Below are 13,561 nucleotides of genomic sequence, written 5' to 3'. Positions count from 1 at the left end.
AAATTGATGCAGTGTGCAACAATTCCGCTGTGCAGATGTCGCAGGGTGCAACGAAATCGGAGGGGCTGAACCCCAACCATGCCGATGTCGAGAAGGCACTGCAGGCGTCATGGGCCCTCGTCGACGTCGCGGCCCGGTCCCTCGCCGAGCTTGCCGAGGATGTCAGTGCCCCCCAGTACCGACTTCTCGTTCTCATCGACGCAGGGGTGACACGCGGGGTCGACCTGGCTCGCGACCTGGAGGTCCACTCCTCGACCATCGCGCGGATGGTCGAACGCCTCGTCGCCAAGAACCTCATCGACCGCTCCCCCGACCCTGATGACCGTCGCGCCAACGTGCTCTCCCTCACCCCACGTGGCTCGAAGCTGGTGCAAGACGTCAACGAACATCGTCGACGTCAGCTCATTGACCTGCTCAGCCAGCTGGAGCCGGGAGAGATCGAGACCGTCGTCACCGGGTTCACCCTGTTCACCCGCGCCGCCGAGGCCAGTGGCCACGGCACTCCCACTTCCAACCGCTCCTGTGCAGAGGACTCCAGCCAGCAATGACCGAGACCGCCGTCCATCCCGAGGCACGGGCCGCGTTGGCCAAGCGTCTGAGACGTCTGCGCCGTGCCCTCGTCCCGCACCGGCCCAAGGCCTTCCGAGACTCCCTCAACCGATGGCTGCTCATGGGCACGGTCATCGGCATCGTCTCGGGCATCGGCGCCATCATCTTCTTCTTCTGCCTGGAAACCGGCACCCACTACTTGCTGGAGACCTTGGGCGGATACACCCCGCCGGGCACCCTCGGTGAGGGAGACGGTAATCCGGGAACCGGCCTCACCCGGCCCTGGGCCATCCCACTGGTCGTCACCGGTGGCGCGCTGGTCTCGAGCATCCTGGTGTACTTCGTCGCTCCCACTGCCAAGGGCCACGGCACTGACAACGCCATTCACGCTGTCCATCACGACCCGACGGCGCTCAGGGGCAAGGTCGCGGTCATCAAGATCATCGCCTCGTCGCTCATGATCGGTTCCGGAGGCTCTGGTGGACGTGAGGGCCCCACCGCCCAGATCAGTGCGACCGCCATCTCCTCGCTGTGCAAGAAGCTCAAGATCGCCACACCGGACGCCCGCATCGCCGTCTCGGCAGCAACCGCTTCGGGTATCGGAGCGATCTTCCGCGCTCCTCTGGGTGGCGCCCTGCTGGGTGCTGAGCTGCTCTATCGCGACGACATGGAGTCCGACGCGATCATGCCGTCCCTAGTGTCCTCGATCGTCGCCTTCGTCGTCTTCGGATCGGTCTACGGATTCGAGCCAATCTTCGGATCGCTGAGTGGGGTGCAGTTCTCCCAGCCCCTACAGCTCATCTGGTACGTCCTGCTCGGTCTGGCTGCCGGTCTCATGGGCAAGTTCTACGTCAACGTCTTCTACGGCGGCACCAAGTTCTTCGACCGACTCAAGAAGGTTCCCGGCTGGCTCGTCCCGGCCATCGGTGGCCTCGGCGTCGGCCTACTCGGCCTGGTCATTCCGGCTGCTCTGGGAACCGGTTACGGATCGGTACAACAGGAGATGTTCGCCGACAACCTCATGCGTATGCCCCTGCTCATGGTGCTGGCCATCCCGTTCGCCAAGGTCCTCTCGACGACCCTGTCGATCGGCTCAGGCGGTTCGGGTGGCGTCTTCGGCCCCGGCATGGTCATCGGCGGCGCTACCGGAGCTGCGCTGTGGCGTCTTCTCGAGGGGCTTCCGGGCATTCCCTCCTCCCCGATGAGCTTCGTCATCGTCGGCATGATTGCCTGCTTCGGATCGGTGGCCCACGCCCCGCTCGGCATGCTTCTCATGGTTGGCGAGATGACCGGAAACCTGTCGATGCTGGCCCCCGGCATGATCGCCGTCGCCGTGGCTGGACGGGTCGTCGGAGACACCTCGATCTACACCTCCCAGCTCAAGGACCGTCTGGAGGGTCGTCGTGTCCACGCCATGGGTCGTGTCACGAAGCCGGCCGAAGCCAGGTCCGAGGACGAGGCGGCCAGCCCGAAGCCGTCCATCAAGAAGCCGGCGACCAAGAAAACCGACGGAAAGACGACCACCCTGCCGTAGAAGCCGGTTCTCGGCACGCCAGTCTGATCTCAGTCAGTCGTGGGGCGGAACGGGCTGCGTCCATCATGGCGCGACCAGGCGATTCCGACGAGGTACAGCACGACGACGAGAGCCCCCGTTGACAGCAATTGGGCGCGCACTTCGGGAGCGAACATCCCCAGCACGACGATGCCCGCCAACAGAATCATCGAGACCCAGGACACCACTGGGAATCCCTTGATTCGCATCGGCAACGGAGTGCCCTCGCGCTCGACCCGACGACGCAGCACGTACTGGGAACAAATGGTGAAGAAGTAGGTGACGATAATCGTTGAGCCGACGATGTTGAGCAGGGTGTCGAGCACGGTGTCACCCCACTTGAAGGTCGCCAGCACGCAGCAGAATCCGAAGAGCACACTGGCGAGTACGGCCGTTGCAGGCACCGAACGTCCCCTCGTTCGCATCGCGGCGCGGGGAGCCATGCCTCGCTCAGCCAGGGAGCCGAGCATTCGGGCTGCGCCGTAGAGGTTGGCGTTGAGGGAGCTGAGCAGGGCGAGCACGATGACCAGGGTCATGATCTCGGAAGCAGCTGGGATACCGGCGCGATCAAGCACGGCGACGAAGGGGGAGGTGCCGAGTTTGGGGTCGTCCCAGGGAACTGCGATGACCATGACGGCCACCGATCCCATGTAGAAGAGCAGGATTCGCCAGACGATGGTCCGCACCGCGCGGGAAACATTGCGCGCCGGGTCCTCGGTCTCCGCGGCGGCCACGGCCATGATCTCGATGCCACCGAAGCTGAAGGTCACCATGAGGAGGGCGGCCGCGACACCGGACCACCCATTGGGCATGAATCCACCGTGTCCGACGAGGTTGGACGCTCCGGCCGCGGGGGCTGCCAATACACCACAGATGAGCAGTACGCCGACGACGAGGAACACAAGGACTGCGGCCACCTTGAACAGGGCGAACCAGAACTCAAACTCCCCGAATCGGTCGACCCCGAGCAGGTTGACGGCCGTCAGGACGACCAGGAAGATGAGTGTGAGTAGCCACACCGGTGCTACCGGCCACATCGCGACGAGGGTTGACGCCGCTGCGATCGCCTCGGCCGCGACGACGATGACCAACTCGATCCACCAGACCCAGCCCATTGCGAATCCGGCGGCCGGGCCCATGGCTCGCGCGGTGTAGACCGAGAAGGCACCGGAATCGGGATGGGCCGCAACCATCTCGCCGAGCATGTACATGATGGCGATCACGAGCAGACCGGCGACGACGTACGCCATCAAGGTGGCCGGACCGGCCGCCGCAACCCCCTTGCCAGAGCCGACGAAGAGCCCGGTCCCGATAGCCGATCCCAGGCTCATCATCACGAGATGACGGCCCTTCATCCGGGGCTTGCCTCCTGCGGGGCCCGTGGGCGTCCGCGTGACGCCCGTCATCTGTGTGGCCATGGTCGCTCCTCACCTACGTGTGGGTGGGGCTGATGTTAAGGCCGGGTCGACTGTCTGGAGATTGCTGTTTCCGTAGGTGGGACGGGGCACGACTGACTCGACACATCTGCTGCGGTCATTCGGGGTCGGCCAGCTGGTTCCTCTCCTCCTCGATGAGGCCGTCGCAGATGCGGCTGAGAATGGTCTCCAGGTCGTTGAGATGACCATGATCCAAACCACCGAAGACAACCCGACGCACCAAGGCCGCATGACCTGGAGCGGCCTGCTGCAGCGCTGTCCTCCCCTGATCGGTGAGGTGGATGATGGCTCCTCGGCCGTCGGAGCAGCAGATGCGACGCTCGATGAGACCGCGCTTCTCCATACGAGTGAGGTGATGGGACAGCCTCGACCGTTCCCATCCCATGTGCTCAGACAGTGCGACGACTCTCATCTCCTCGTCGTCGGTCTCCGACAGCCGGACGAGGACCTCAAAGTCCTGCACGGACAGCTGTGAGTCGCGCGACAGTTGACGATTGAGCACGGCTGGCAGAGCGGTCGTCACCTCCAACCACAGGCGCCAAACCCGCTGTTGGTGGTCATCCAGCCAAACGGTGCGATCCTCTGTCACTGTGCCTCCTTCATTCCTGAGTATAGGAGCCCGGTAGGCGCCCTTGGGCCTACCGAAACTGTCCCGTGTTGACGTATCACCTTTCTCGTGTCATGAGAGTTGCCATATCAACCGGAGCATATGGAGGACAAGGAGAATCACATGACTGACATCAACGCTGTCAAGCAGAACTGATTGCCAGAACTCCACTAAATCCTCACCTGACAAGCCAGAACATTCGTCGCACAGAAGTGTCCGGGTCGTCTCCTATCATGTTGCCATGACGAGATTCCTCCATACCTCGGACTGGCAGCTGGGGATGACTCGGCACTACCTGTCCAAGCGGGGCGATGATGACCCGCAGGCACGATTCACTGCCGATCGCATCGAGACGGTACGCAGGCTGGGCGAGGTCGCCCGGCAGGAAGAGTGCGATTTCGTCGTCGTAGCCGGCGACGTCTTCGAGACCCAGAACGTTTCTGCTCAAATCATCGCCCGCAGCTGTGAGGCGATGGCCTCCATTGGCTTGCCTGTTTATCTACTACCGGGAAACCACGACAGCCTTGAGCCCGGATGTCTGTGGGATGGAACGGAATTCACCCGTCGCTGCCCTGACAATGTCTGCGTCCTGCGTGACCGGTCAGAAGTCGACGTCACTGACGCCAATGGCTCCGTCATCGCGAAGATCGTCGCCGCTCCCCTGACAACTCGGCATCCATCGACGGATCCGCTGGCAGAACTCGCCACCAGCCTGGAGCCTACTCAGACCCCTCGCATCCTGGTTGGCCACGGCCAGCTGGAGGGATTGTCCGGTGACACCCGGGAGGCTCTCATCTCGCGGGCTCCCCTGGACGATGCCACTGCCCGTGGCGCATTGACCTACGTCGCTCTGGGAGACCGCCACATCGCATGGCCGGTCGGCGATGACCACGCTGCAATTCGCTACAGCGGCACCCAGGAGACGACGAGCTTCAACGAGGACACCGTCGGCACCGCAGTCGTCGTAGACCTCGACGACCCGCTCACCTGCAAGACGATCAAGGTTGGCACCTGGTTGCACGCGCGAGTCAGTCAGGAGGTCGCAGGCGAGGCAGATCTGGAAGCTCTGAGGGACCGGTTCAATTCCTTCGATCACCGGGACCGCACCATCATCCGCTATGACCTGCACGGCCAGCTCACCATCTCCCAGAAGGCCGAGCTCGACGAGATCATCGCCGACCACGAGACGGTCTTCGCCAGTTTGGAGCCCAGTGAGAACCGCCACGATCTCACGGTCGTCGAAGACGACGCCAGCCTGGCCGATGCCGACCTACCGAGCTGGGTGAGGGATGCTGCTGAGGAATTGTCGACCATGTGTGCCACCAATGAGGACGCCGTCTCAGCCCTGACCCTCCTGCACCGGCTCGTGAACGCGGAGAACCCGTCGACACGCGCTGCGGAGGTGACACGATGAAGCTGCATCGCATCCACGTCGAGAACTTCAAGGCCATCGAGAACCGCACCCTTGAACTGCCCGATACTGGAATCGTCGTCGCGACTGGCCCCAACGAGGTCGGAAAGACCTCAATGGTTGAAGCGTTGGACCTCGTCCTCGGCACCAAGTACAAGGCTTCCTCCCGGGCACAGGAGGTTCGACAGGCCCAGCGCTACGGAACCTCACTTCCGGTGGTCGTCGAGGCCGAGATGACGATCGGTGAGCATCGTTTTGCCCACCGCAAGAGCTTCCTCAGGGACAAGGAATCCTGGTTGAGGTTCATCTCAGGCCCGCGGGCCGGACAGATCGTCACCGGGGACGAGGCCGTCGAAACGATGGAAACCCTGCTGGCCGGAGCGGACATGACGCTGTGGAATGCCCTGCGTCTCATGCAGGCCAGCGGTCTGTCGCCACTGCGGTTGGACTCCTCCAAGGCTCTGACAGCAGCGCTCGAGCAGACAGGCAGTCAGAAGCCCGACGAGGGTTCGATCGGCGGTCTCATGGACCGAGTGCGTGCCGAGTACGAGGTGTACTACCAACCCACCACCGGCAAGGAACGGAAGGGAGCTTTCCAGGAACGGGAGCAGCTGGAGGCCGTCAGCCATGCACTCGACGAGGCTTCGACACGTCTCAAGGAGGTTGACGAGGTCGTCGAGGCTCTCACTCGGATCAATGAGCAGATCAGCCACGACCACGACGTCGTGGCATCGAAGATGGCCGAGTGTCAGCAGACCAAAGCTGCTCTCGACAGTCTCACCGAGCTGGAGAAGGAGGTTGAGACCACCAGTCGCGTTGCCAAGGAGGCGGCGCAGCATCACGCCGAGGCCACATCCGCTCACGGGGTGCGAGTCAAACTCGTTGAGAGCCTCACCGAGGCTCGCGAGAGGCATGAACAGTGCAAGCAGGTGGCCGTCGAGAATGCCGAGAAGGACCGAGCGCTAGCCGCTGAACTCGCGGAGACCCAGAGCGCCCTCGACGACGCCGCGTCCAAGGTCGCCGAGGCCGAGACTGCGGAGGAGGGAGCACGACGTACCCTCGCCGCTGTACGAGCCGGTGAGGAGGCCGCAAAGGCGCGCAAGCAACTGGACCGCGTCATCGAGCTCAGGGAGCGCCTCTCCGACGGACAGCAACGTCTCGAGTCCGAGAAGGTGACGAGCCAGCTGCTGACCAAACTCAAGGAAGCCGCCAAAACCGACGCCATCGCCAAGGAAGCAGCGGCGCTGGCCAGCACCCAGCTCATCATCGAGCATCGGGACGAGGGAGATCCCCTACGGATCGACGGCGCCACACTTGATCTGCCTGTCGGCCAGACGAGCCAGCGCAGCATCGACGGTGAGCTCGTCATGGAGATGGGCGATGCGTGGCGACTGAGAATCTCCCCCACCTCCGAGGTCATGAACCTGGCACGCGACGCGGAGACGGCACACCAAGCGGTCGTGTCCCTCTTCGCGGAGCTCGGCGTGGCCAGCCTGGAACAGGCCGAGGCCCGCATGGCCGAGCGCAAGGTCCTCCAGTCGAACCTCGCTTCCTGGAAAGAGCAGCTGGAGCGCGAGCAGGGCGAGAACACCATCCAGGAGCTCGAGGCGCTCGCCGATCAAGCCAGCGAGGAAGTTACCCTCACGGCCGCAGAGGCCCAGAAGCTGGAGGACGACGCCGTCGCCAAGGCCAACGGAGCGCGCAACTCTGAACGCCAGACCCAGGCCCGCCTCAAAGCGGTGGACAAACGTCGCGGCGAGACCCATGAGAAGGCATTCCGCGCCAATATCGACCTCGACAGCGCGGCCGAGGCCGTCGCCCGACTCGTCGAGGAGCTTGCCACCGCACGGGAGGCCATCCCGGACGGCGACCTGGCCGAGGCTCTCACGATCGCCGAGGAGGAGGATCGCGTCGCAAAGGCCGACGCCGAACGCGCCGCAGCTGCCCTTGCCGAACGCAACCCCGACCAGGTCCATGCCGAGGCAGAGGGAAGCCAGCTGGCCCTCAGCAAGGCAACCTCTCGTCTCAAGGAGGACACCGACCGTCAGTTGGAGCTCAAGGGCCAGCTGCTTGGCCTGGGCCGCCAGGAACGCCAGGCCGACGTCGACACCTTGGCCAGCAAGAAACACCAGCTCTCCCGACGTGTCGCCGGGCTGGAAAGCCGAGCACGATCGACGAGGCTGCTGTACGAAACCCTCAGCCGTCACCTCGACCAAGTGCGTCAGTCCTACGTGGCCCCGTTCACCAGCGAGATCGACCGGATCGGCAGGGCCGTGTTTGGTCAAGACCTCCACGTCGAGATCGACTCCACTCTGACGGTGGTGGCTCGCCAACTGAGGGGCGCACGCCTGGAGTGGGATCAGCTGTCATCGGGAGCCCGGGAACAGCTGGGACTGGTGGTCCGACTGGCCGCGGCCCGCCTCATTGACCCCGATGACGGAGTTCCCGTAATCCTTGACGATGCCTTGGTCTACTCGGACCCAGTGAGGGTCAGGCACATCCTCACCGAGGTTGCCCAAGGGGCTCGAACGAGTCAGATCGTGGTGCTCACCAGTGCTCCTGAGAGGTACGACTCGGTTCCTGGGGCCCAGCAGGTTCGGTTCGATTGAGCCGTTCCGTCGCGTGGGGAGGCTGGTCCGAAGCCCGTCGACCTCGGACCAACGAGCCAATCGAGGCTCGCTCAGGCCCCGGTCCGCATCCAGGCATCCCCGTGAGCCCGCCAGGCCAGAATCCCGCAGCGCACGGCCATGAACCCACCAAAGGCGATCCACAACCAGACGACCGCAGCAGCCGGGTCAGCTGGCGCCCAAAGATGAACCGCCCATGCCATCGGCAGATACACCAGGAACATCACCACCTGGGCTCTCGACAACCAGCGGCCGTCACCTGCTCCGATGAGCACTCCGTCGAGAATGAAAGCCGGCCCGGCGATGACCTGTTCAACGGCCACGACGAGAAGACCAGCCGCCACCGCCCGGTGAACTGCCGGATCATTCGTGTAGATGGCGGGAACCAACTGGTGGGATGCCGCCAGAAGCGCCCCAATGACAACTCCGGCCCACACTCCCCACCGAGTCATGGTGCCGGTCAACAACCGTGTGCGGCGAATGTCGCCAGCTCCCAAACTCGCTCCCGTCAGGGCCTGACCAGCGATACCGAGGGCGTCCATCGTCATGAGGAGCAGGTTCCAGATCGTCATCGTCACCTGGTAGGCAGCCATGGTGATAGCTCCCGCTCGTGCCGCCACCCACGTCGTCACGTAGAGAGCAGCCCGCAGCGCGAGGGTACGAATGAGCAGCGGGATGCCATCGCGCAGGCTCGAGGCGATACCGCCCCAATGAGGCACGAGGCTCAGGTCGAGACCGTGAGTACGTCTCCACAACACCCACACCAGGGCCACCGCCATGGCAATCTGGCAGATCAGGGTGCCAATTGCTGATCCCTCGATCCCCCAACCCATTCCGAGCACGAACCACAGGTTGAGCACCAGGTTGAGGCTGAAGGTGATGACGGTGACGACCAGGGGCGTCCGGGTGTCCTGGAATCCTCGCAGTACCCCGGTGACGGCCATCGTTGCGAGCATGGCGGGCACACCAAAACCAGTAATGCGCAGATACCGTCCGGCCTGTTCAGCGACCACGCCGCTGGCACCGAACCACCCGGCAACCGTCGTCGGAATGACCACCAGCATGATCGCGACGAGGATTCCGATGATGAGGGACAGCCAGAGTCCGTCAACACCGGTCTGAGCCGCACCATGGCGGTCCCCCGCTCCCATCCGGCGCGAGGAGGTGGCCGTTGTCGCATAGGCGAGGAAAACGAAAAGACCCGTGAACGTCGTCAGGGCTGCCGACGCAACACCGAGGCCGGCCAACTGGGCAGTGCCCAGGTGCCCGACGACCGCAGAATCCGCGACGAGAAATAGCGGCTCAGCCACCAAGGACAAGAAAGCGGGTATCGCCAGATTCAGGATCTGGCGATACCCGGTCTCAGCCTGGAAATCCGTATTGCGACTCGCTCGAGCCATCAGGCTCGAGCAATCGCACCACGTAGGGAGGCACGAATGATGTTGAGGACGTTCTCGGCTCGCTCGGAGGCCTTCTCACCACGCAACGGACCGGAGGTCGACAGCGAGGCAAACCCGTGAAGCAACGACCACAGCAGGATGGCGAGGTCGCGCACATCGACTCGCTCCGAGAGCTTGATGTCGGGGTCGGCGAGAACATCTCTGATGACCGAGTCGGGCAAATTCGGTGCCTTCGACCGATCCGTTTCGATCATGTCGAGGCCGGCATCCGAAATGCGGTATGCGACGTCGAAAAATCCCGGCTCTGCCAGGGCGAAATCAAGGTACGCGCGGCACGCAGCCACCAGCTGGGCAACTGCTTCAGCTTCATCGTCTTCAGGCTGAGCTTCAGCCACAGCTTCACGCATCCTACGGCCGATCTGGTCGGCAGCCGCCAAGCCCACCTCATCGAGAAGGGCCTCGCGGTTCGTGAAGTGACGGTACGCCGCGTTGGGTGACACGCCAGCTCGGCGAGTCGCTTCACGGAGCACGACCGCCTCGGCGCCACCACTGCGAGCCATCTCCAAGCCCTCTTCCACAAGGGCCTCACGCAGATGGCCGTGATGGTAGGTCTGACGTGTCTGCGACGAGCGATACGACTCCGTCATTAATGATCTCCCAGTCCGTTAGTAATATGACATCAGCCAAACTGGCTGAATATCGACGCCCAACCATACGTGACATTCCTGTGGTCGCGAAGGGCAACCTCTGTGACCACCCAACTTCCACTCAACTAGGCTGAACGCATGAGTTCAAGTGTTCCATATCTACTAGCCATACTCGGCGAAGGGGTCGTGCCGCCCTCGACCATGGTGTGCCATGGAGACGATCTCGGACTGCTGCGTGGGGACGGAGTTTTCGACACGACTCGTATCGTGACCGCCCAGGATGGAACGTCCCGAATTGATCATCTCGAAGAACACCTTTCCCGCTTCGCTCGATCAATTTCCGGCGTGGACGGACCCTTGCCCGACATGGACTCGTGGAATCACCTCATCGAGGACGCTGCGCGCAGCTGGCGCATCCCCGGAGAGGCCGCCCTCAAACTCGTCTACACCACCGGTCGCGAGGTGGTCCCGGGACCTCCACGAGGGTTCCTCATCATCGTTCCCCTCTCCGAAACCCACAAGGAAGAGCGGGAAGGGATCGACGTGCTGTGCCTTTCGCGTGGGGTCACCAGCGAATCCTTCGCCGATGCACCGTGGCTTCTCGGCGGTGTCAAGACCCTGTCCTATGCCGTCAACGTCGCGGCACTGCGTCATGCCAAGTCCCAGGGCGCTGACGACGTCATCTTCACCTCGACCGAGGGCTATCTGCTTGAAGGGGCCACCTCTGGGTTGGTCGTCGAGGCTGCCGACGGACTGTGGACAACCCCCACCGGCGCAACTGGGATCCTCAGCTCCATCACCGTCAATACCGTCTTCGAAGCCGCTGACGACGACGGGGTCGAGACTTCCACCCGTCTCATGAAGCGCGACGAGGTGCTGCGCTCCCAAGGAGTCTGGCTGCTGTCGTCCATTCGTGGCGTCGTCCCCATCCTGAGCATTGACGGCCACCCGGCTCCCCAGGACGACGAGATGACCCACCGGTTGCGGGTGTGGGCCGGATTCGAGGAGTGATGCCCGCCTCCGACTCGGCCTCACCCGCGACCAAAGCCCTTGTCAAGGCCAAGGTGGCTCATGTTCTGCACAGCTATGACCACGACCCTGCGAACCACCACTTCGGCGAGGAGGGAGCAGCAAAGCTCGGCTTCGACCCGGCCATCATGCTCAAGACCTTGGTCGTCGAACTCACTCCCTCGGGAAAACTCGCCGTTGCCGTCGTCCCCGTGAGTGGCCAGCTCAACCTCAAAGCCTTCGCATCCGCGATGGGTGCGAAAAAAGCCGCCATGGCCGACCCCGCGGCAGCCGAGCGCTCAACGGGGTACATCGTCGGGGGGATTTCGCCACTTGGACAGAAAAAGCGGCTGCCCACGTGCATCGATGAATCGGTGATGGAGCAGCCGCGAGTGCTGGTGTCAGGCGGGCGTCGCGGGCTGTCGGTGGAATTGTCACCATCAGACCTGATGGCTGTCACCGGGGCCTCGACGGCGAGAATAACCTGCTGACGCCAGCCTGCGTCACTTCCGGGAAGACTTGGCGATCGACTGGGGCAGAGCGAGCAGCCCGACGACGATGACGACGCCCAGGATCACGTGGATCCACTTGACCGCACCGCCGCTGCTCATCTCGCCGAGGCCGTACTGGACAAGGATCAGCACCGCCATACCAACCGCGTGACCAACGATCGACGAGGCCCCACCGCGACGCTTCCACATGACGGCGAGGACCGCAGCCACGATGGCGGCCACCAAGGTCAGAATTCCAAATCCCATGTGCACGTCGCCGAGCCCGTGAACACCGGAGAGCATGAAACAGGCCAACGCAGCCTGAATGATCACGGACGCGACCGCGATCCAAGCAGAGATCGTCAGGGCCTTGGGAGGGGCGGGAACGACAGGGGTGTTCTGTGTCATGACTCACACTGTAGGCCACCGCTGCCGTCACGGCCTCGTCGCGAACGGTGCCCTTCTATGACCCACGGCCCCCACCAGACCCCCAGCCCGATCGCTACCAGGAGGGCAGGCCACGTCACCTCGGCCACCGCTGAGAGCATCGGTATCAAGGCGAAAAGACCGGCTGCCCCCAGGAGGACCGTCGCTCCCCCGACGATTCCACCTGCAAGACGCTGGCTCCTCCGCTGCTCCAGCCGTGCACCCAGCAAAGCTGCCTGCAGGACGACTGGGATGATGAGGATCACTGCCACGCCCATCGCGTAGAGCAGACCGACGAGGAGGCTGCCGAACCAGCCGCGTACCGGCATCGTTCCGCTGGTGCCATTGGCCCCAGGTGTGACGGCCCATATCGCCAGGCTGAGACCCCACACCAGTCCGGTGATGGCCATTACCGCGACAAAAGCACCGGCAGACCTACCGACCCGGGCAGATTCGGTCGTCGACCCCAGGGTGTCTGGATCGCCCTGATCGACGTCGTGGCCCAGCCGCGCTCTCAGGTCGAGGGTGTTCTCCTCGTCGCGCCGACGGCTCACCGCACCTTCACCTTCGTACCCTCGTGAGCGAAGGAGTAGAGGGCCTCCGAGTCCTTCGGAGCCAACCTCGCGCAGCCGTGACTCGAGTACCCCGGCATGCCCAGGGTGTAGACAGGCTGAGCAGGTTTCTTAGTCTTCTCGTCCCACGGAATCTGGTGGAAGCCAATGTGGCCGATCGCTCCCGGGCGTTGATAGAAAGCCAGAAAATTGGGGATGTACCAGCGAATGCCATCCTCGGTTGATGCGGCATGTTGAACCTTGTACTCGATCTCATAGTCCCCGACCGGGGTTTTCCACGGCTCCGCGGTGGTGAGCATCGCGCGCTTCACCACACCGTCCTCAACGAGGTAGACGTGATTCTCCGCCTTGATCCACAGCACATAGGTTCCAGCGCCTGCCGAGGATTTCTCACCCACCGCCAGGGATGCGGGACGTGGAGTTGGGCTGGGAATCGAGGGCCTCGATTCGTCGGTCTGGGGACTGGCGGAGTCCTCGGGCTCGTCGGCACCGTCCTTGTCAGTCGGTCCGTCCGGGGCCTCCTCACTCGGGGACGCCTTGGCCGTCAACTCGGGAGAAGCGGTCGGGCACGTCACGGGATAGCGATGACGAGCACGAAGATCACCCGCGCCCGGAACGGAATCGATACACGTCGTCACTGTCGGCGTGGATGATCCGCAGCCAGCGACCAAGCACACCATTGCCACCAGGGCAGCGAGAAAACCACCGCTACGCCAGAGGCCAGAGCCGGCGCGCGGTTCTGGGTGCGGGGTATGTCCGGAGGTGATCATCGAAGCCAGTTTAGAGACCGCACTGCGGCTATTCGAATGCAACGCTGCTAGCAGAAAACTGGTTG

Annotated in this window: 13 protein-coding genes; 6 read left to right on the top strand and 7 right to left on the bottom strand. The window is 63.5% G+C overall.

What is annotated here, in order from left to right; translation table 11 throughout:
• Positions 1-29: 29 nt before the first annotated feature.
• Both PALO_RS11050 and PALO_RS11045 read left to right on the top strand, forming a co-directional pair.
• Positions 30-548 carry a MarR family winged helix-turn-helix transcriptional regulator gene (locus PALO_RS11050; protein ID WP_004809830.1) on the top strand — a complete coding sequence of 173 codons (519 nt, stop codon included), beginning with the start codon at positions 30-32 and terminating at the stop codon, positions 546-548.
• Positions 545-2,083, top strand: coding sequence for a chloride channel protein (locus PALO_RS11045; protein ID WP_015583614.1), 1,539 nt, complete (start codon positions 545-547; stop codon positions 2,081-2,083). The genes PALO_RS11050 and PALO_RS11045 overlap by 4 nt, the downstream gene beginning before the upstream one ends.
• 29 nt (positions 2,084-2,112) lie before the next feature.
• On the opposite strand, the gene PALO_RS11040 is transcribed toward PALO_RS11045, so the two are convergent.
• Both PALO_RS11040 and PALO_RS11035 read right to left on the bottom strand, forming a co-directional pair.
• The gene (locus tag PALO_RS11040; protein ID WP_015583613.1) at positions 2,113-3,519 is read right to left on the bottom strand and encodes an amino acid permease; all 1,407 of its coding nucleotides are present in this window, start codon (positions 3,517-3,519) and stop codon (positions 2,113-2,115) included.
• Between the two features lie 115 nt (positions 3,520-3,634).
• Positions 3,635-4,126, bottom strand: a complete 492-nt coding sequence (locus tag PALO_RS11035) for a MarR family winged helix-turn-helix transcriptional regulator (RefSeq protein WP_015583612.1) — start codon at positions 4,124-4,126, stop codon at positions 3,635-3,637.
• A 259-nt stretch (positions 4,127-4,385) separates the two neighbouring features.
• On the opposite strand from PALO_RS11035, the gene PALO_RS11030 reads away from it, so the two are divergent.
• Together PALO_RS11030 and PALO_RS11025 are read left to right on the top strand one after the other, a co-directional pair.
• On the top strand, positions 4,386-5,558 hold the full coding sequence (locus tag PALO_RS11030) for a metallophosphoesterase family protein (RefSeq protein ID WP_015583611.1): 1,173 nt from the start codon (positions 4,386-4,388) through the stop codon (positions 5,556-5,558).
• Positions 5,555-8,164 carry an ATP-binding protein gene (locus tag PALO_RS11025; RefSeq protein ID WP_015583610.1) on the top strand — a complete coding sequence of 870 codons (2,610 nt, stop codon included), beginning with the start codon at positions 5,555-5,557 and terminating at the stop codon, positions 8,162-8,164. Before PALO_RS11030 ends, PALO_RS11025 begins: the two co-directional genes overlap by 4 nt.
• A 71-nt stretch (positions 8,165-8,235) precedes the next feature.
• Here PALO_RS11025 and PALO_RS11020 read toward each other — a convergent pair whose 3' ends face one another.
• A complete protein-coding gene (locus PALO_RS11020) occupies positions 8,236-9,582 on the bottom strand; it encodes an MATE family efflux transporter (RefSeq protein WP_004809845.1) in 1,347 nt (448 codons plus the stop codon).
• Positions 9,582-10,229 carry a TetR/AcrR family transcriptional regulator gene (locus PALO_RS11015; protein ID WP_004809847.1) on the bottom strand — a complete coding sequence of 216 codons (648 nt, stop codon included), beginning with the start codon at positions 10,227-10,229 and terminating at the stop codon, positions 9,582-9,584. Before PALO_RS11015 ends, PALO_RS11020 begins: the two co-directional genes overlap by 1 nt.
• A 138-nt stretch (positions 10,230-10,367) precedes the next feature.
• Here PALO_RS11015 and PALO_RS11010 point away from each other — a divergent pair, with 138 nt between their 5' ends.
• Together PALO_RS11010 and ybaK are read left to right on the top strand one after the other, a co-directional pair.
• Entirely contained in the window at positions 10,368-11,240 is an 873-nt protein-coding gene (locus PALO_RS11010; protein ID WP_015583609.1) for an aminodeoxychorismate lyase, read from the top strand.
• Positions 11,240-11,728, top strand: coding sequence for a Cys-tRNA(Pro) deacylase (gene ybaK / locus PALO_RS11005; protein WP_004809850.1), 489 nt, complete (start codon positions 11,240-11,242; stop codon positions 11,726-11,728). Before PALO_RS11010 ends, ybaK begins: the two co-directional genes overlap by 1 nt.
• A 12-nt stretch (positions 11,729-11,740) precedes the next feature.
• On the opposite strand, the gene PALO_RS11000 is transcribed toward ybaK, so the two are convergent.
• The 3 genes from PALO_RS11000 to PALO_RS12955 are packed head-to-tail and all read right to left on the bottom strand — an operon-like array spanning position 11,741 to position 13,406.
• A complete protein-coding gene (locus PALO_RS11000) occupies positions 11,741-12,136 on the bottom strand; it encodes a hypothetical protein (RefSeq protein WP_015583608.1) in 396 nt (131 codons plus the stop codon).
• The gene (locus PALO_RS10995; protein ID WP_015583607.1) at positions 12,133-12,708 is read right to left on the bottom strand and encodes a hypothetical protein; all 576 of its coding nucleotides are present in this window, start codon (positions 12,706-12,708) and stop codon (positions 12,133-12,135) included. Before PALO_RS10995 ends, PALO_RS11000 begins: the two co-directional genes overlap by 4 nt.
• A complete protein-coding gene (locus PALO_RS12955; RefSeq protein ID WP_015583606.1) occupies positions 12,705-13,406 on the bottom strand; it encodes a L,D-transpeptidase in 702 nt (233 codons plus the stop codon). Before PALO_RS12955 ends, PALO_RS10995 begins: the two co-directional genes overlap by 4 nt.
• Positions 13,407-13,561: the final 155 nt, after the last annotated feature.

The sequence above is a fragment of the Cutibacterium avidum 44067 genome (assembly GCF_000367205.1).
GTDB classification, from domain to species: domain Bacteria; phylum Actinomycetota; class Actinomycetes; order Propionibacteriales; family Propionibacteriaceae; genus Cutibacterium; species Cutibacterium avidum.
This window is presented reverse-complemented; position numbering and strand designations above follow the sequence as displayed.

Excerpts from the sequence above, each read along its gene's own strand:
- PALO_RS11045 (WP_015583614.1), top strand. The coding sequence starts at position 545 with ATGACCGAGACCGCCGTCCATCCCGAGGCACGGGCCGCGTTGGCCAAG.
- PALO_RS11040 (WP_015583613.1), bottom strand. The coding sequence starts at position 3,519 with ATGGCCACACAGATGACGGGCGTCACGCGGACGCCCACGGGCCCCGCA.
- PALO_RS11030 (WP_015583611.1), top strand. The coding sequence starts at position 4,386 with ATGACGAGATTCCTCCATACCTCGGACTGGCAGCTGGGGATGACTCGG.
- PALO_RS11025 (WP_015583610.1), top strand. The coding sequence starts at position 5,555 with ATGAAGCTGCATCGCATCCACGTCGAGAACTTCAAGGCCATCGAGAAC.
- PALO_RS11020 (WP_004809845.1), bottom strand. The coding sequence starts at position 9,582 with ATGGCTCGAGCGAGTCGCAATACGGATTTCCAGGCTGAGACCGGGTAT.
- PALO_RS11015 (WP_004809847.1), bottom strand. The coding sequence starts at position 10,229 with ATGACGGAGTCGTATCGCTCGTCGCAGACACGTCAGACCTACCATCAC.
- PALO_RS11010 (WP_015583609.1), top strand. The coding sequence starts at position 10,368 with ATGAGTTCAAGTGTTCCATATCTACTAGCCATACTCGGCGAAGGGGTC.
- ybaK (WP_004809850.1), top strand. The coding sequence starts at position 11,240 with ATGCCCGCCTCCGACTCGGCCTCACCCGCGACCAAAGCCCTTGTCAAG.
- PALO_RS11000 (WP_015583608.1), bottom strand. The coding sequence starts at position 12,136 with ATGACACAGAACACCCCTGTCGTTCCCGCCCCTCCCAAGGCCCTGACG.
- PALO_RS12955 (WP_015583606.1), bottom strand. The coding sequence starts at position 13,406 with ATGGTGTGCTTGGTCGCTGGCTGCGGATCATCCACGCCGACAGTGACG.